At 67.7% G+C, this 15,851-nt stretch carries 14 protein-coding genes; 5 read left to right on the top strand and 9 right to left on the bottom strand.

What is annotated here, in order from left to right; all coding sequences use genetic code 11:
• Positions 1-414: 414 nt before the first annotated feature.
• The 4 genes from ACFOMP_RS04630 to ACFOMP_RS04615 all read right to left on the bottom strand — a co-directional run bounded on the left by ACFOMP_RS04630 (position 415) and on the right by ACFOMP_RS04615 (position 3,671).
• The gene (locus tag ACFOMP_RS04630; RefSeq protein ID WP_289893735.1) at positions 415-972 is read right to left on the bottom strand and encodes a 5-formyltetrahydrofolate cyclo-ligase; all 558 of its coding nucleotides are present in this window, start codon (positions 970-972) and stop codon (positions 415-417) included.
• Positions 957-2,342 (bottom strand): magnesium transporter, encoded by a 1,386-nt coding sequence (gene mgtE, locus ACFOMP_RS04625; protein ID WP_379028177.1) that lies wholly within the window; start codon positions 2,340-2,342, stop codon positions 957-959. The genes ACFOMP_RS04630 and mgtE overlap by 16 nt, the downstream gene beginning before the upstream one ends.
• 75 nt (positions 2,343-2,417) lie before the next feature.
• A complete protein-coding gene (hisN, locus tag ACFOMP_RS04620) occupies positions 2,418-3,233 on the bottom strand; it encodes a histidinol-phosphatase (protein ID WP_379028175.1) in 816 nt (271 codons plus the stop codon).
• A 78-nt stretch (positions 3,234-3,311) separates the two neighbouring features.
• Positions 3,312-3,671, bottom strand: coding sequence for a helix-turn-helix domain-containing protein (locus ACFOMP_RS04615; RefSeq protein WP_289893738.1), 360 nt, complete (start codon positions 3,669-3,671; stop codon positions 3,312-3,314).
• A gap of 178 nt (positions 3,672-3,849) precedes the next feature.
• Here ACFOMP_RS04615 and ACFOMP_RS04610 point away from each other — a divergent pair, with 178 nt between their 5' ends.
• Both ACFOMP_RS04610 and ACFOMP_RS04605 read left to right on the top strand, forming a co-directional pair.
• Positions 3,850-4,818 (top strand): NADPH:quinone oxidoreductase family protein, encoded by a 969-nt coding sequence (locus ACFOMP_RS04610; RefSeq protein ID WP_379028173.1) that lies wholly within the window; start codon positions 3,850-3,852, stop codon positions 4,816-4,818.
• Between the two features lie 123 nt (positions 4,819-4,941).
• Positions 4,942-5,712: a Bax inhibitor-1/YccA family protein gene (locus ACFOMP_RS04605; RefSeq protein WP_379028172.1), complete on the top strand. Its 771-nt coding sequence runs from the start codon at positions 4,942-4,944 to the stop codon at positions 5,710-5,712.
• Between the two features lie 82 nt (positions 5,713-5,794).
• Here the strand turns inward: ACFOMP_RS04605 and ACFOMP_RS04600 are convergent, their stop codons facing one another.
• Together ACFOMP_RS04600 and putA are read right to left on the bottom strand one after the other, a co-directional pair.
• The gene (locus tag ACFOMP_RS04600) at positions 5,795-7,204 is read right to left on the bottom strand and encodes a Glu/Leu/Phe/Val family dehydrogenase (protein WP_379028170.1); all 1,410 of its coding nucleotides are present in this window, start codon (positions 7,202-7,204) and stop codon (positions 5,795-5,797) included.
• A gap of 60 nt (positions 7,205-7,264) precedes the next feature.
• Positions 7,265-10,684: a bifunctional proline dehydrogenase/L-glutamate gamma-semialdehyde dehydrogenase PutA gene (putA, locus tag ACFOMP_RS04595; protein WP_379028168.1), complete on the bottom strand. Its 3,420-nt coding sequence runs from the start codon at positions 10,682-10,684 to the stop codon at positions 7,265-7,267.
• Between the two features lie 109 nt (positions 10,685-10,793).
• Between putA and ACFOMP_RS04590 the strand changes: the two genes are divergently transcribed.
• Positions 10,794-11,258 carry an Lrp/AsnC family transcriptional regulator gene (locus ACFOMP_RS04590; RefSeq protein WP_289893743.1) on the top strand — a complete coding sequence of 155 codons (465 nt, stop codon included), beginning with the start codon at positions 10,794-10,796 and terminating at the stop codon, positions 11,256-11,258.
• Positions 11,259-11,262: 4 nt separating this feature from the next.
• Here ACFOMP_RS04590 and ACFOMP_RS04585 read toward each other — a convergent pair whose 3' ends face one another.
• Both ACFOMP_RS04585 and ACFOMP_RS04580 read right to left on the bottom strand, forming a co-directional pair.
• The gene (locus tag ACFOMP_RS04585; RefSeq protein ID WP_379028166.1) at positions 11,263-12,210 is read right to left on the bottom strand and encodes an ornithine cyclodeaminase family protein; all 948 of its coding nucleotides are present in this window, start codon (positions 12,208-12,210) and stop codon (positions 11,263-11,265) included.
• On the bottom strand, positions 12,207-12,566 hold the full coding sequence (locus ACFOMP_RS04580; RefSeq protein ID WP_379028164.1) for a proline racemase family protein: 360 nt from the start codon (positions 12,564-12,566) through the stop codon (positions 12,207-12,209). The genes ACFOMP_RS04585 and ACFOMP_RS04580 overlap by 4 nt, the downstream gene beginning before the upstream one ends.
• 151 nt (positions 12,567-12,717) lie before the next feature.
• On the opposite strand from ACFOMP_RS04580, the gene ACFOMP_RS04575 reads away from it, so the two are divergent.
• Positions 12,718-13,392 (top strand): GntR family transcriptional regulator, encoded by a 675-nt coding sequence (locus ACFOMP_RS04575; RefSeq protein ID WP_289893746.1) that lies wholly within the window; start codon positions 12,718-12,720, stop codon positions 13,390-13,392.
• 95 nt (positions 13,393-13,487) lie between these two features.
• On the opposite strand, the gene ACFOMP_RS04570 is transcribed toward ACFOMP_RS04575, so the two are convergent.
• Positions 13,488-13,685 carry a hypothetical protein gene (locus ACFOMP_RS04570; RefSeq protein WP_019352195.1) on the bottom strand — a complete coding sequence of 66 codons (198 nt, stop codon included), beginning with the start codon at positions 13,683-13,685 and terminating at the stop codon, positions 13,488-13,490.
• A gap of 703 nt (positions 13,686-14,388) precedes the next feature.
• On the opposite strand from ACFOMP_RS04570, the gene ACFOMP_RS04565 reads away from it, so the two are divergent.
• Positions 14,389-15,594 carry a Hint domain-containing protein gene (locus ACFOMP_RS04565; RefSeq protein ID WP_379028161.1) on the top strand — a complete coding sequence of 402 codons (1,206 nt, stop codon included), beginning with the start codon at positions 14,389-14,391 and terminating at the stop codon, positions 15,592-15,594.
• Positions 15,595-15,851 lie beyond the last annotated feature (257 nt).

The raw sequence follows: 15,851 nt of genomic DNA, 5'->3' as shown, positions 1-15,851 counted from the left end.
CCCCATTCCTGGCCCCGCTGTACGCCGCAGAGCGCCGGCCCCCGCCGCAAGGCACGGGTCAGGCGACCGTCGGACGGCAGCCGGGAAGCCTTATTCTTGAACCAATCGCCGCATTGGGCCGGGCCGGATCGCGTTGCCGTATCGGGCACTAGATCTGGTGGCCTTGCGAGCCTGGAACACAAACTGGCGCGAGACGTCCTGCAATTCAATCCATTTTTTCGCTGGACTTTTACGGCGTTACGCTGCGCTTCCCCAAGCACGAGATTCGCTGCAACCGCAGCGTTAACAAGTGGAAATTTCCCGGCCTGCGCGAAAATCCGAATGATCTGGCGGGCTTCCCCGGATCGGTTCAGGCGCTTTCCACAGGATTATCCCCAGGCCGGAACCGTCAGGGTTGCAGCTTCGTTCGCAAATTCACGCCAGGGGATTTTTGCGCTGCGGCAGGATGACGCCCCTGTCGGTCACGATCAGATCCAGCGGCTGGTCGGTGGGCTCGACGGGAATCGCACGAATCTCCTGCACGGCAAAGGCAAAGCCGATCGCCACGGCGCCGCCCTCGGCGCGCAGCTTTTCCAGGGTGCGGTCGTAGAAGCCGCCGCCATAGCCCAGCCGGTTGCCCTGCCGGTCGAAGCCGGCCAGCGGCACGATCAGCACCTCGGGCCGCAGCACCGGCGAATCGGCGGGCGGATGGCTGGTGCCGAAACTGCCGGCCTCCAGCCGCCCGTCCCAGGCGCGGAACACCAGCGGCCGGGCCGGGCCGGGCACCACCGGCAGGCAGACCGGGCCGTCATGCGCTTCCATGGCCGGGCGCGGATCGGCCTCGTCCCGCATCGGCCAATAGCCGGCCAGCACCTTGCCGCGATGCGGGGCCAATGCCGCGATCAGGTGCCGCGCCATGGCCCCGGCGTCGCCGCCCTGCCCCCGCGCCGCCAGCGCCTGCTGCCGCAATGCGGCCTTCAGATCAGTATCCATGAAGCCAGTCCCAGAAATGCGAAGAAACCCATCATGTCGGTCATGGTGGTGACAAAGGTGCCCGAGGCCAGCGCCGGGTCCAGCCCCAGCTTGCTGAGGCCCAGCGGCACCAGCACGCCGCCCATTGCCGCCACCACCTGGTTGGCGATCATCGCCATGCCCAGCACCAACCCGATCTGCAGGTTGCCCAGGATGACGGCGCCGGCCATGGTCAGGATCACCGCCAGGCCGAGTCCGTTGAGCATCCCCGCCATCAGCTCGCGCAGAACCACGCGGCGGGCATTGGCGTTGGTCAGTTCGCGCGTCGCCAGCGCCCGCACCGCCACGGCCAGCGACTGCGTGCCGGCGATGCCGCCGGTCGAGGCGACGATCGGCATCAGCGCCGCCAGGATCACCAGCCGCGCCAGCGTGGTTTCGAAGCGCGAGATCACCAGCGCCGAAAGCGAGGCGGTGCACAGGTTGATCACCAGCCAAGGCAGGCGCTGGCGCGCGGTCTGGAACGGCCCGTCCGAGACGTGGCTGTCGTCCGACACCCGGGCCATGCGCAGGAAGTCCTCCTCGTGCTCCTCGTCCAGCACCGACATGGCGTCGTCGATGGTGATGACGCCCACCAGCCGGTCGTCGTCATCGACCACCGGGGCGGAAATCAGGTGGTACTTGTTGAAGGCATAGGCCACGTCGCCCTCGGCCTGCCGGGCCGAGATGGTGCGGAAGCTGTCCTCGGTGATGTCGCGCAGCGCCACGTCGCGGCGCGAGGCCAGCAGCTTGCCCAGCGTGACATAGCCGGTCGGATGGCGGCGCGGATCGACCAGCACCACGTGATAGAACTGGTCGGGCAGCCATTCCTCGGCGCGCAGGAAGTCGATGGTCTCGCCCACCGTCCAATGCTCGGGCGCGGTCACCACCTCGGATTGCATCAGCCGGCCGGCCGAATATTCCGGCCAGGTCAGCGAGCGTTCGACCGCCGCCCGGTCCGATTCGTCCAGCGCCGCCAGGATGGCCTGCTGCTCGGGCTCCTCCATGTCCTCGATCAGGTCGACGACGTCGTCACTGTCCATCTCGCGCACGGCCTCGGCCAGCACCTCGCGCGGCAGCTGCTCGACCACCTCCTCGCGGATCGATTCGTCGATCTCGGACAGGATCTCGCCGTCGATCTCGCCGGAATAGAGCTGCAGGAAGACCCGCCGCCGCGCCGGGTTCAGCTGCTCGATCAGGTCGGCGATGTCGGCGGCGTGCATCGGCTCCAGCGCCGCATCCAGCGCCGGCCCGTCGCCATCGTCGATGGCCCGGTTGATGGCCTCCATCTCCTGCCGGCTGGGCTGGAAATCATCCTCGGGGGCGTCGGTCTCGGCTTCGCGGGGCTCGGTCATGGCTGGCTCCTCGGAGTTCGGGTCCTGGGACGAGGATTGCGGTTGGCGGCACCATAGGGGGCTTGCGCCCGGGCCTCAATCGCCGTTCAGAAGCGCCAGCGCCTCGGCATGCAGTTCCGGAGAACCGGCGGCGATGATGGTGCCGCCGTGATGGGCGGGTCCGCCCCGCCAATCCGTCACCACGCCGCCCGCCGCCTGAATGACGGCGATGGGTGCGGCCACGTCATAGGGCTGCAGCCCCGCCTCGATCACCAGATCGACATGGCCGGCGGCCAGCAGCGCATAGGCGTAGCAGTCAAGCCCGTAGCGCACCAGCCGCGCCCGCGCCGCGACCCGGGAAAACGCCGCCAGCTCTGCGGCCGAGCCGACCTCGGGATAGGTGGTCATCAGCGTCGCCTCGGCCAGCGCCACGCCCTGCCGGCTTCGCAGCGGCACCTCGCCCGCGCGCGAGATCAGCCGGGCGCGGCCCAGGCCGCCCTCGAACCGCTCGTCCAGATGCGGCTGGTCGACGATGCCGTAGATCGGGCCCTGCGCATCGCTCAGACCGATGAGCACGCCCCAGCTGGGCGCCCCGGCCATGAAGGCGCGCGTGCCGTCGATGGGGTCGAGGATCCAGGTCAGGCCGCTCTGTCCGTTCTGGACACCGTATTCCTCGCCCAGGATGCCGTCCTCGGGGCGTTCGGCGGCCAGGATGGCGCGCATGGCGCGCTCGCTGGCCCGGTCGGCCTCCGTCACCGGATCGAATCCGGTGCCGGCCTTGTTGTCGGGGCGCAGCGCCGGGCTGCGGAACAGGCTGAGCGTCTCGGCCCGGGCAGCATCCGCCAGACGGTGCGCCACGGCCATGATCCGGTCGGCCCCTTCGACAGGGATTCGGTTGTTCGCGCTTGTCATGGCCTGCCCCCGAGGATGTCCTGGGCGCAGGTTTAGCCGCACCGGCCCGCAAGCGGAAGCCTCGGGCTGCGGCCGGCGTCAGGCGGCGTCGGACAGCACCCGCGCCAGCTCGAAGATCTGGCGGCGCTGCGCCTCGGGCATGGCGTAATAGGCGCGGACCAGCTGCAGCGCCTCCTTGTCGGCCAGGATGTCGCCCTCGACCGTGTCATGCAGCTGCCCGTCCTCGAGCCCCTCGAAGAAGAAGCTGACCGGCACGTCGACCGCCCGGGCGATGTCCCAAAGCCGCGAGGCCGAGACCCGGTTCATCCCGGTCTCGTATTTCTGGATCTGCTGGAACTTGATCCCGACCTTCTCGGCAAGCTGCTGCTGGGTCATGCCGATCATCCAACGACGGTGTCGGATTCGCTTTCCGACGTGGACGTCAACGTTATGCTTCATGGTAACACCTCACTCAATCTAAACGGGCGCTACACCAGTTTGACGCAATTTTCGAGCTTGATAATGTCGACTTGTCCAAAAAGACAATCGTTTGCAACCGGGGCGGCGCGCTATCCGAACCCCCCGGAAAGACTGGAAAAAGCGGCGCCGCAAGGGCTGACAACGGACAGGATGGATCATGAGCGCGAGCTGGAAATTGATGCAAATCAAGGAAATGACGGGACTTCCCGTGTCAGCGACCATGTCGCTGGAGCCGCCGGGGCCCGGACAGGTGCTGGTGCGGATGCGCGCTGCGGCGCTGAATTTCGCCGACCTGCTGATGACCACCGGCCGCTATCAGGAGACGCCGCCCCTGCCCTTCATCCCCGGCCTCGAGGGCGCGGGCGAAGTGCTGGCCGCCGGCCCCGACGTGGCGCTGGCGCCCGGCACGCGCGTGGCGGTGCAGGCGCAGGGCACCATGGCCGAGGCCAACCTGTTTCCGGCCGCCGCCTGCCACCCGATCCCCGACGCCATGAGCCATGAGGCGGCGGCGGGCTTCCTGATCGCCTATGGCACCAGCCATTTCGCCCTGACGTTGCGCGCCGGCCTGCGCCCGGGCGAGACGCTGGCGGTGCTGGGCGCCGCCGGGGGCGTCGGCCTGACTGCGGTCGAGATCGGCGCCGCCCTGGGTGCCCGGGTGATCGCCGTGGCGCGGGGCGAGGACAAGCTGGCCGTGGCGCGCGCCGCCGGCGCCGCGGTCTGCATCGACAGCGCCACCTGCCCGGACCTGCGCGCCGCGCTGCGGGATCTGGGCGGCGTCGATGTGGTCTATGACCCGGTGGGCGACGCGCCGGGCGAAGCCGCCTTCGGGGCGCTGCGGCCCGGCGGTCGCTTCCTGGTCATCGGCTTTGCCGGCGGCAAGCCTCCGGCGCTGCCGCTGAACCATGCGCTGGTCAAGAACATCGCCATCCACGGCTTCTACTGGGGCGGCTATCACAAGCTCGACCCCGACCTGCTGCGCCGGGACATCGCGGCGCTGTTCGCACTTTACGAGCAGGGCCGGCTGCATCCGCATGTCGGGGCCACCCTGCCGCTCGACCGGCTGGCCGATGGCTATGCGCTGTTGGAATCGCGGCGTTCGACCGGCAAGGTGATCGTTAGCATCTGAAATTTTCGTCAGAGGCCCGGTGAATCGTGCGGCTTGCATTGAAAAACCGGCTGGCTTTGCCAATATCTGCGTGGATGGTCGGCCGTTCGGGGCCGCACCGCGATTTTCGACCGGGGAGAACCTATGCAAGACTACAATTCGATCCGCACGGCCGGGACCGCGACGCGCTCGGCTGCCGTGGACGAGGGGCTGCGCGCCTATATGAACAAGGTCTATGGCCTGATGGCCGTGGGCATGCTGGTCACCGCCGGCACCGCCTGGGGCATGGCCGGGCTGACCCTGTCCGATACGCCCACGCAATGGGCGCTTGGCAACGGCCATTACCTGACCGAGTTCGGCAAGACCCTTTACCTGTCGCCGGTGAAATGGCTGGTGATGTTCGCGCCGCTGGTCATGGTCTTCGCCTTCGGCGCCGCGCTGCGCCGGCTGTCGGTGCAGGGTGCGACGACGCTGTTCTATGCCTTCGCCGCGGTGATGGGCGTCTCGATCAGCTGGATCTTCGCCGCCTATACCTCGTTCTCGATCGTCCAGACCTTCCTGGTGACGGCCATCGCCTTCTCCGGGCTCTCGCTCTGGGGCTACACGACCAAGCGCGACCTGTCCGGCATGGGCACCTTCCTGCTGATGGGTCTGATCGGGCTGATCGTCGCCTCGATCGTGAACATCTTCCTGAAATCCGGCGCCATGCAATTCGCCATCTCGGCGATCGGTGTGCTGATCTTTGCCGGGCTGACCGCCTTCGACACGCAGAACATCAAGAACACCTATCTGCAGCTGGCGAATTCGGACCGCGATTTCCTGGGCAAGGCGGCGATCATGGGCGCCCTGCAGCTCTACCTGGACTTCCTGAACCTGTTCATGTTCCTGCTGCAGTTCCTGGGCAACCGCGAATAAGCGGCCCGACGATCCACGGAAACAGGCCCCGCCGGCAACGCGCCGGCGGGGCCTTTTCATTGCCGCCTTTGCCGCCCGGCCGCTAAAGCCCGATGGCCTTGTAGGCCTGCGCCACCTCGTCGATGGCCAGCACATAGGCGGCGGTGCGCAGGTCGGGATAGGCGCCGTCGGGACGGTTCCACAGCGCACTCATCCGGCGATAGGCGGCGCGCATGATGTCGTCGAGGCCCGAGCGGACCAGCGCGATCTCGCTGCGGGCTTCCAGGAAGCGGGCATGTTCGCTGGGAAAGTCGCGGCCGGTCATCTGCTCGAGCGAACGGGCCAGCAGCCGGTGCTCGTCCTCCTCCAGCCGCCGCTCCATCAGGCCGAAGGGGATGTGGCTGAGATTCTTCACCCATTCGAAATAGGACACCACCACGCCGCCGGCATTGGCGAACAGGTCGGGCAGGATGATCTTGCCGGCCTGGCGCAGGATGGTGTCGGCGGCCTTGGTGGTGGGGCCGTTGGCGGCCTCGACGATCAGCGCCGCCTTGATGGCGGCGGCATTCTCCTCGGTGATCGCGCCCTCGGCGGCGGCGGGGATCAGGATGTCGCATTCATCGGCCAGCGCGCCCATGTCGGCCGGGCTGACCGCGCCGCCGGCAAAGCCCTCGACCGAGCCGGTCTGGACCAGATGCGCCTTGAGCGCGTCGATGTCGATGCCCCGCGGATTGCGCACCACGCCCGAGCGCTCGATCACCGTGACGATGCGCATCCCGTCCTCCTGCGACAGGAACTTGGCGGCATGGAAACCGACATTGCCCAGCCCCTGCACCACGCAAGTCAGGCCGTCGAGGCGTTCGGACTGGAAACCGGCCCGCGCCCGGTCGGCGGGATGGCGGAAGAATTCGCGGATCGCATATTGCACGCCGCGGCCGGTGGCCTCGGTGCGCCCCTCGATGCCGCCGCCGCCCACCGGCTTGCCGGTGACGCAACCCAGCGCGTTGATGTCCTGCGGCCGGGCACGGCGGTATTCGTCGGCGATCCACATCATGTTCAGCTCGCCCGTGCCCATGTCCGGCGCCGGCACATTGGCGGCCGAGCTGAGAAACTCATGCGCCATCAGCTCTTGGGCGAAGCGGCGGGTGATCTTTTCCAACTCGGTCTCGGTCCAGTCCGCCGGGTCGATCTTCAGCGCCCCCTTGGAACCGCCGAAGGGCAGCCGCACCAGCGCGCATTTATAGGTCATCAACGCCGCCAGCGCCTCGACCTCGTCCTGGTCGGCATTGGGGGCGAAGCGGATGCCGCCCTTGGCCGGGCGGCTATGCGTCGAATGCACGGCGCGCCAGCCGGTAAAGGTATGCATCCGCCCGCGCAGCCGCACGCCGAAGCGGGTGACATAGGTCGCGTTGCAGAACTTGATCTTCTCGGCCAGCCCCTCGGGCAGGTCGCAATGCGCGGCCGCGACGTCGAACATCTCGTTCACATCGGCCAGGAATGATTGATTGCTCATGAAACGCCTCCTCGGGGCAGGTTCGGGAAGCAGGGGCCGCGGCCGGCCCGCTGCGCAATCTCAGCCGGCCAGCAGCGCGGCATTGCCGCCGGCGGCGGTGGTGTCGACGCAAAGATGGCGCTCATGCGCGACATGGGCCAGGTCGGGCATGGCGGTGACCAGCTGCACGATCTCGCCGTCGCGCGCGGCCAGGGCCTGGGCATAGGCGCGGCCGCGCGCCTCGTCCCCCCACCAGAGCACGGCGGAAAGCTGCGGCAGCCGGGTCAGGGCCTCGGGGGGCAGTGCGCCATCGGCGCCGACGGCCTGCCCGCCAAGCGCCTCGACCGCCGCTACCTGCGCCGCGACCGTATCGGCGCTGGGGCCGAGGCAGAGCAGCGGCGGGCGGCTATGCGCAGTCAGGCGGTTCAGCTCGCCCGTGGGGCCGGGCATCAGCCGCTCCTCGATCTTCTTCGGGGCCGCGCTGGCCAGCGCGCCGCGCAGCCGGGCCTCGTCGGCCTGGCCCTGCCAGCCGCCGGCCGGGGCCGCAGGCGCGGCGGGCGCAAAGAAGCGCGGCACATAGCGCGGCCCCCCGGCCTTGGGCCCGGTGCCCGACAGCCCCTCGCCGCCAAAGGGCTGGCTGCCGACCACCGCGCCGATCTGGTTGCGGTTCACATAGATATTGCCGACATGGATGGCGTCCGAGACCTCCTGCACGCGGCTGTCGATGCGGGTGTGCAGCCCGAAGGTCAGGCCGAAGCCGCGGGCGTTGATGTCGGCGATCACCTGGTCCAGCTGGTCGCCCCTGAAGGTGGCGACATGCAGGACGGGGCCGAAGATCTCGCGCTCCAGATCGGCGATGCCTGACACTTTCAGCATGGTCGGCGGGATGAAGAAGCCCCGCGACGGCGCCGCCAGCTTGTGCAGCACGCGGCCCGCATCGGCGGCGATGTAATCACCGATCTCGCGCTGCGCGCCGGGGTCGATGACCGGGCCGACATCGGTGGTCAGATCCCAGGGATCGCCCATCCGCAATTCGTCCATGGCGCCCTTGATCATCTGGATCAGATGCGGCGCCACGTCCTCCTGCACATAAAGGCAGCGCAGCGCCGAGCAGCGCTGGCCGGCCGAGCGGAAGGCCGAGTTCACGATGTCGCGCACCGCCTGTTCCGGCAGGGCGGTCGAATCGACCACCATGGCGTTCAGCCCGCCGGTTTCGGCGATCAGCGGCGTGCCGGGCGCCAGGTTCGCGGCCATGGTGCGGGCGATGGTCTGTGCCGTCTCGGTCGAGCCGGTGAAGACCAGCCCGGCAACGCGCGGATCCGAAGTCAGCGCCGCGCCGACCACGCTGCCGCGGCCGGGCAGCAATTGCAGCGCCGCCTTCGGCACCCCGGCCTGATGCAGCAGGCGGATGGCATAGGCGGCGATGACCGGGGTGGGCTCGGCGGGCTTGGCGATGACGGCATTGCCGGCCATCAGCGCCGCCGCGATCTGGCCGGTGAAGATCGCCAGCGGGAAGTTCCACGGGCTGATCGCGCCGACAATGCCGCGCGGGGGCCCGTCATCCGCTTCGCCCTCGGCGGCGTAATAGCGCAGGAAATCCACCGCCTCGCGCAGCTCGGCCACCGCATCGGGCAGCGCCTTGCCGGCCTCGCGCGCCAGGATGCCGAAGACCGGGCCGTAATGCGCCTCATATAGATCGGCGGCACGACGCAGCACAGCGGCGCGTTCCGCCGCCGGGGCTTCCCAAGGCCGGGCGTCGTCGATGGCGCGGGTGGCGGTCCCGGCGTCGACCATCAGCACCTCGGCGATCTTTTCGCCCGTCGCGGGATTGATCACGTCCTGGCGTTTGCCGGTGGGCTCCGAGACGGTCAGCGGCATCGCATCCGGGATCGCCACCTCGCGGGCGGCATGGATCCGCGCCAGCGTTTCCGCGTCGCTCAGGTCGAAGCCGGTCGAGTTCCGGCGTGCCGCCCCGAACAGTGCATCGGGCGCCAGCAGCGAGCGCGGCGGCTGGGCGGTCTGCAGCGCAGCGAACGGATCGCGGGCGACCTCCTCGGCCGAGACGGTTTCATCCACGATCTGGTGCACGAAGCTGCTGTTGGCGCCGTTCTCCAGCAATCGCCGGACCAGATAGGCCAAGAGGTCGCGATGCGCGCCGACCGGCGCGTAGATGCGGCAGCGGCAGTTGTGGTCGCGCAGCACGATGTCGTGCAGCCGCTCGCCCATGCCGTGCAGGCGCTGGAACTCGAAGCGGATGTCGCCGACCATCTCCAGGATCGCGGCGACGGTATGGGCGTTATGGGTGGCGAATTGCGGATAGATGCGGTCGGCATAGCCGATCAGCTTGCGGGCATTGGCGATATAGCTGACATCGGTCGCGACCTTGCTGGTGAACAGCGGAAAGCCCGGAAAGCCCTCGACCTGGGCGCGCTTGATCTCGGTGTCCCAATAGGCGCCCTTGACCAGCCGCACCATGATGCGCCGGTCCAGCCGCTCGGCCAGCGCGTAAAGCCAGTCGATCACCTGCCCGGCGCGCTTGCCATAGGCCTGCACCACCACGCCGAAGCCGTCCCAGCCGGCCAGCGAGGGGTCCGACAGCACCGCCTCGATCACCTTCAGCGAGATCACCAGCCGATCCTGTTCCTCGGCGTCGATGTTCATGCCCATGCCGGCGGCCTTGGCCTGGCGCGCCAGCTTCAGCACCACCGGCACCAGTTCGGCCATGACCCGCCCCTCCTGCGCCACCTCGTAGCGCGGATGCAGCGCGGAAAGCTTGATCGAGATGCCGGGATTGTCCTCGACCGAGCCTTTGGTGCAGGCCTTGGCGATCGCGGCGATGGCGTCGGCATAGCTGCGGTCGTAGCGCGCCGCGTCCGCGCCGGTCATCGCCGCCTCGCCCAGCATGTCGTAGCTATAGGTGAAACCCTGCGCCTCGCGCTTGCTGGCGCGTTCCAGCGCGCCTTCGATGGTCTGGCCCAGCACGAACTGCCGGCCCATCTCCTTCATGGCGCGGCCGACGGCGGTGCGGATCACCGGCTCGCCCAGCCGGCGCACGGCGCGGCGCAGGGTGCCGGCGATGCCCGACTGGTCGTCGTCCAGCACCTTGCCGGTCAGCATCAGCGCCCAGGTCGAGGCATTGACCAGCGAGGACGACGCCTCGCCCAGATGCTTGCCCCAGTCCGAGGGCGCAATCTTGTCCTCGATCAGCGCGTCGATGGTCATGCGGTCGGGCACCCGCAGCATGGCCTCGGCCAGGCACATCAGCGCCACGCCCTCGCGCGTCGAAAGCCCGTATTCGGCCAGGAAATGCTCCATCATCGTCGGCCTGGCCTCGTCGCGGATGCGGCGCACCAGGTCCGCGGCCCGGGCGCTGATGGCGGCGCGGGCCCCGGGATCCAGCGCCGCCTGCGCGACCAGCCCCTGCAGCAACGCCGCCTCGTCGGCGAATTTCGCCTGCGCGGAAAACATGTCCGGATGCGGGGTGGGGTTGACAGGGGTCATGCCGATCTCCTTATTCGATAGGACAGGAATACCAGATGGCTGTCAGGCGGTGCGCCTGAAATTCGCCCATCTGCTAGGCCGATGGAACAAATTCGGGACGGTTTGCAGAATGAATCTGGATCTTGATGCCCTGGACAGGAAGATCCTGGCGGAACTGACCGAGAACGCAAGAATCCCCATCGCCGAGCTGGCGCGCCGGGTCGGTCTGTCCAAGACCCCGGTGGCGCAGCGCATCCGGCACCTGGAAGAAATCGGTCTGATCACCGGCTACCGCGCCATCCTGTCGCCGCTGAAGCTGGGGCTGACGCATGTGACCTATGTCGAGGTCAATATGACCGACACCCGCGAACACGCGCTGCAGCAGTTCAACGCCGCCATCCGCGCCATCCCCGAGATCGAGGAATGCTACATGATCGCCGGCGGCTGCGACTATCTGATGAAGGTCCGCTCGCGCGACATGGCGGATTTCCGGCGCATCCTGGCCGAGAAGATCTCGGTGCTGCCACATGTCAGCAACACCTCGAGCCATGTCTCGATGGAGGCGGTGGTCGAGCAGAATTTCCGCCTGGGCTGAGGGCTCAGCCCGCCATCGCCCGGGCGATATAGGATGCGATCATCAGGTCGAGATGCGCGCCGCCGCCGTTCTTGAAGACGGTGATCTCGTCCCCGGACCGCCGCCGGCGCGCGTCGGGGCGCACCAGGTCGTAGAGATCGCCCAGCACGCTTTCGGCGGTGATCGCGCCCGAGGCGATGGGCAGCATCAGCTCGCCGATATGGCCCAGCGTGGTTTCGCGGCTGTCCACGAACAGCGCGGCGCGGGCCATCAGCGCGTCGTCGGCCTCGCGCATGTCGGCCTTGAAGGCGCCGATCAGGTCGACATGGGTGCCGGGCCGCACCCAGTCGCCCAGAATCACCGGCTGCCGCGCCATGGTGGCCGAGGAGACGATGTCGGCCTGGCCCACCGCCGCCCGCAGATCCGGCACCGCCACCAGCTCGGCCCCGATGTCGTCCAGCCCGGCCACCAGCCCCTGCGCCTGTTCGGGACGACGCGACCAGACCGAGACCCGCTCGATCCCCGGCAGCACCGCCGTATAGGCCTTGACCAGGCTGGTCGCGACCGTGCCCGCGCCGACCACCAGCAGGTGCCGGCTGTCCGGCCGGGCCAGCAGGCTGGCGCCCAGCACGGAATCGGCGGCGGTCTTGACCTCGGTCACCAGCGGGCTGTCGACGATGGCGCGCAGCGCGCCGGCATCCTCGTCAAAGACCAGCATGGCGCCCTGCACCGTCGGCAGGCCGCGCGCCGCATTGCCGTCGAAGACGGTGAAGGTCTTGGCGCCGTAGCCCAGCCCCTCGATCCAGGCCGAGCGGCTCATCATCGTGCCGGTCGGCGGGCCCAGGAACACGTCGCGGATCTGCGCCCTTGGCAGAGCATGGCCCTGGCGCAGCGCCTCGACCGCATCCGACCAGTCCAGCCGGCCGATCGCCGCCGCGTAGGACAGGAACTGCGGGGCAGCGTTGCCAATCATTGCCCGGCCCTGCCGTCGCGGCACTCGGCCTTGACCTTGGTCAGCCCGCCCGGCCGCGCCGGCAACACCCTTGCCACGCAGAGCGCATTCGAGCCGGAGATGGCCGGGGTGTCGGCGGGCTTGATGACGATCCAGCCCATCTGCGCCCGCGGACCCCGCGGCGGCACCAGCAGGTCGACCTGCCGAAGCCTGCCGCCGCGCGCTTCGGTCAACACGAAATGCCGCTGTGGCTGATCTGGCGCGACCCGGCGCGACCGCGCACGGACCGGCGGCAGGGCGATGCCGCCGACGCTCACACCGCCGGCCTCGGCTTTGGTATGGCAGGGCAGGACAGGCACGAGTTTCGCGCGGCGCATTGCTCCTCCTCGAACGTCTGGATTAAGATTATATTTCGTATACGATGGCTGCAAACTGCCGCCCCCGTCCGGCCCTGTCAAGCCGCGCGGCGCTTGCAGCGGCATATCGGCTACCATATCCTGAACATCGGACAGCGCGGGGGAACACGGAATGCCATTCAAGCCTGCAGAGGTTCCCAATCTCGGCAAGGCCCCCAGCGCCTCTGACATCATCCTGAAATTCATCCGCGATTCCATCGCCGACGGCACGCTGGACGAGGGCGAGCCGATCCGCCAGGACGATGTCGCCAGGATGTTCAACGTCAGCAAGATCCCGGTCCGCGAGGCGCTGAAGCGGCTCGAGGCCGAGGGTCTGGTCGAGTTCCAGCGCAACAAGGGCGCCATCGTCACCGCGGTCTCGGAACCCGAGATCGCCCAGATCTTCGAGACCCGCGCCATTCTCGAATCGGCCGCCATCAGGCTGTCGGTGCCGCATATGACCCCCGAGACCTTCGCCGAGGCCGAGGCCTTCTGCGACGCCTTCGCCCGGGAAACCGATGTGGCGCAATGGTCGGCGCTGAACTGGCGGTTCCACAGTCGCCTGTATCTGGACGCGCAGCGGCCGTTCCTGGTCGGCACCATCCGCGCGGTGAACGACCGGCTGGAGCGCTACCTGCGCATCCAGCTGGCGCTGTCGCACGGCCAGGGCACGGCGGATCGCGAGCATCGCCAGATCCTCGCCGCCTGCCGCGAGGGCGATGTCGAAAAGGCCGGCGCCCTGCTCCACGCCCATATCATGGGCGCCTGCTCATCGCTGCTGCATCACCTGCCCAAGGCCGAAACCTAAGGCGAAGCCGCGCGGGCAGTCGGGCTGCGCGGGCCAGCCTTGCAAAAATGCGAAAGGCAGCCCGGGGGCTGCCTTGAAACGCCGGTCGCCGTGGATCACTCGGCCGCGAAACTGACGGCGAACTGCCCGCACCAGTCGTTCGACTTGACCACAGGCCAATAGCCTCGGGTATCCGCATCCTTCTGGGTGACGGGCGGATTGGCGCGGCACAGACCGGAATCCGAAAGCGTGCTGGCGGAGTTGGCGACGTGATCCTCATAGAACGCGCAGGCGTTGCAAGCGGTCTTTGCCATTCGATGTCTCCTGTCTGGCTGGCTGGGTCCGTGGTTGCTGGCTGGCTTTCCGCTGGCTGGCAACCCTAAGGCCGCTATAGCGGGCGGCTTCAGGGTGGTCAATGAATAATATAATAAAAACATATACTTGAGTTAATTTCTCGGCGATGGATTTCCGATGCGAATGCTCGGGTTTGAATTTTGCGCCCCGTGAAAAACGCTCGGGAATGGGCGGTCCTGCGCCTCCGGGCGATGGGCGCTCTCTGACGGAATCACTCAGCCGGCCAGGCAACCCCTGCGGCAGCGGTTTTCCCGCCCATTCCACTCAGAAACGCTGAGCCAAGTTGACTTGGCGGCACAAGCCAGCCGAGCAGTTGAGGAATTTTGCATATTATTTGACATATTGACAGCCTAGGCGGTTGGGAAAACCCGTTGAAAGTCACCGATATTCTCCCATCCATCCCGTTACCATGTATGAATTGTCGTGATTTTCTACTGATCGGTTTAGTTTCCGCGCTTGTCATAATGAGCATTCATTTTAGAGAAATATGTGTCGGCGCCATCCGGCCCGATGTTGCGTGTCGCAGCCCCTGACAAGCCTGTCCCGCCGCATTCGGCAGGAAACGCCGTTTTGGCGAAGGGTTTCGCTTGTCCAAAGGCCAGATCCGCAAGGCAACCGACTACGCGGCCAGCATCGCCGCGTATCTGATGGGAAGTGTTAACGATGACCTTCGAGCATGGCGGTGACCATGGCGGGCAAGGCGACCATTGCGGTCCCTCGGGCCCCGACTGCGAAAAGATGATCTATCTCGGGAAGCTACCCGATATGGATCCGAACGAGTTCTTTTCCGGCGCCGAGAAGGCGGGCAAGATCCTCGGCGGCCAGGACTTCGGCTCGTCGGACCAGCCGCTCTCCAAGCGCCTGGTCGAGGTCAGCGCCGACGACCGCAACCGCGACGGCGTGATCGACACCAATGACGGGCCTTGGGGATTCCGGTCGGAAAGCATCCGGCACGACGCGGATGGCGACGGCAACGAATCCGCCTACAAGGTGGATGCGACCTTCATCGTTCACAACACCGCCGTGACCTTCCGCAACCCCGATGGCAGCGTCGAGACGCTGAACCTGCCGGTCCGCATCATGCAGGATACCGCCGGCAACACGTTCCTGATGCCGCCGCCGGAAAGCGCCTCGGCGGCCGAGGTCGCGGCGATGACCTCGCGTCCCATCGCCTCGGTCGACTTTCCCAGCAATCCGCGCTGCTATGACCTGTGCCATGACGGCATCTTCACCGACCGTCATTGCTTCCCCTGCTTCGCCCGCGGCACGCTGATCGAGACCGAGCACGGCATCATCCCGGTCGAGGAACTCGCCCCCGGCATCCGTGTCGTGACCCGCGATCACGGGCTGCAGCCGGTGCGCTGGATCGGCTCGCGCCTGCTCGGCAGCCGGTCGCTGGCGGTCAGCCCGAACCTGCGTCCGATCCGCATCTCGGCCGGAGCGCTGGGGCGGGGCCTGCCCCACCGCGACCTCATGGTCTCGCCGCAGCATCGCATCCTGGCGCGCTCGAAGATCGCCCGGAAGATGTTCGGTGCCGACGAGGTGCTGGTTGCCGCCAAGCAGCTGCTGCAGATCCCCGGCATCGACATCGCCGAGGATGTCGAGGCGGTGGAGTATTTCCACGTCCTTTTCGACCGGCACGAGATCGTGCTATCGGAAGGCGCCGAGACCGAGTCGCTCTATACCGGGGCCGAGGCGCTGAAATCGGTCGGCCGGGCGGCGCGCGAGGAAATCTTTGCGATCTTCCCCGAACTGCGCGACCGGGCCGAGGAAGACCTGCCCGCCGGGGCACGCATCCTGGCTTCGGGCCGCATGGGCCGCAAGCTGGCGGTCCGCCACGCCCAGCATCACAAGCCGCTGGTGGAATAGCGGCCGGAACCATCGTGGAAAGGCATCCGGGGTCGGCTTTGCCGGCCCCGTTTTCATCGGGCCATGCCAGGTTCGGGTAAGACGCCGCGCGGTTTTCCCGCAGGCGTCACCCGCAGGGCCGGCGCCCCGCACGAGCTGCACCGCGCAGCCGGCCGTTTCAGCATCGAAATCGAAACGCCCGTTGAGGAAGCCGCCGCCTATCCCGGGCACAGCAGCCCGCCGATCGCCCGCCGCACCGGCTGCCCACGTCGCGCGTT

This window comes from Paracoccus simplex (assembly GCF_042648325.1).
Lineage (GTDB): Bacteria > Pseudomonadota > Alphaproteobacteria > Rhodobacterales > Rhodobacteraceae > Paracoccus > Paracoccus simplex.
This window is presented reverse-complemented; position numbering and strand designations above follow the sequence as displayed.

What these genes read in the sequence shown, in the direction of transcription:
- ACFOMP_RS04630 (WP_289893735.1), bottom strand. Translation starts at nt 972, where the DNA reads ATGGATACTGATCTGAAGGCCGCATTGCGGCAGCAGGCGCTGGCGGCG.
- mgtE (WP_379028177.1), bottom strand. Translation starts at nt 2,342, where the DNA reads ATGACCGAGCCCCGCGAAGCCGAGACCGACGCCCCCGAGGATGATTTC.
- hisN (WP_379028175.1), bottom strand. Translation starts at nt 3,233, where the DNA reads ATGACAAGCGCGAACAACCGAATCCCTGTCGAAGGGGCCGACCGGATC.
- ACFOMP_RS04615 (WP_289893738.1), bottom strand. Translation starts at nt 3,671, where the DNA reads ATGAAGCATAACGTTGACGTCCACGTCGGAAAGCGAATCCGACACCGT.
- ACFOMP_RS04610 (WP_379028173.1), top strand. Translation starts at nt 3,850, where the DNA reads ATGAGCGCGAGCTGGAAATTGATGCAAATCAAGGAAATGACGGGACTT.
- ACFOMP_RS04605 (WP_379028172.1), top strand. Translation starts at nt 4,942, where the DNA reads ATGCAAGACTACAATTCGATCCGCACGGCCGGGACCGCGACGCGCTCG.
- ACFOMP_RS04600 (WP_379028170.1), bottom strand. Translation starts at nt 7,204, where the DNA reads ATGAGCAATCAATCATTCCTGGCCGATGTGAACGAGATGTTCGACGTC.
- putA (WP_379028168.1), bottom strand. Translation starts at nt 10,684, where the DNA reads ATGACCCCTGTCAACCCCACCCCGCATCCGGACATGTTTTCCGCGCAG.
- ACFOMP_RS04590 (WP_289893743.1), top strand. Translation starts at nt 10,794, where the DNA reads ATGAATCTGGATCTTGATGCCCTGGACAGGAAGATCCTGGCGGAACTG.
- ACFOMP_RS04585 (WP_379028166.1), bottom strand. Translation starts at nt 12,210, where the DNA reads ATGATTGGCAACGCTGCCCCGCAGTTCCTGTCCTACGCGGCGGCGATC.
- ACFOMP_RS04580 (WP_379028164.1), bottom strand. Translation starts at nt 12,566, where the DNA reads ATGCGCCGCGCGAAACTCGTGCCTGTCCTGCCCTGCCATACCAAAGCC.
- ACFOMP_RS04575 (WP_289893746.1), top strand. Translation starts at nt 12,718, where the DNA reads ATGCCATTCAAGCCTGCAGAGGTTCCCAATCTCGGCAAGGCCCCCAGC.
- ACFOMP_RS04570 (WP_019352195.1), bottom strand. Translation starts at nt 13,685, where the DNA reads ATGGCAAAGACCGCTTGCAACGCCTGCGCGTTCTATGAGGATCACGTC.
- ACFOMP_RS04565 (WP_379028161.1), top strand. Translation starts at nt 14,389, where the DNA reads ATGACCTTCGAGCATGGCGGTGACCATGGCGGGCAAGGCGACCATTGC.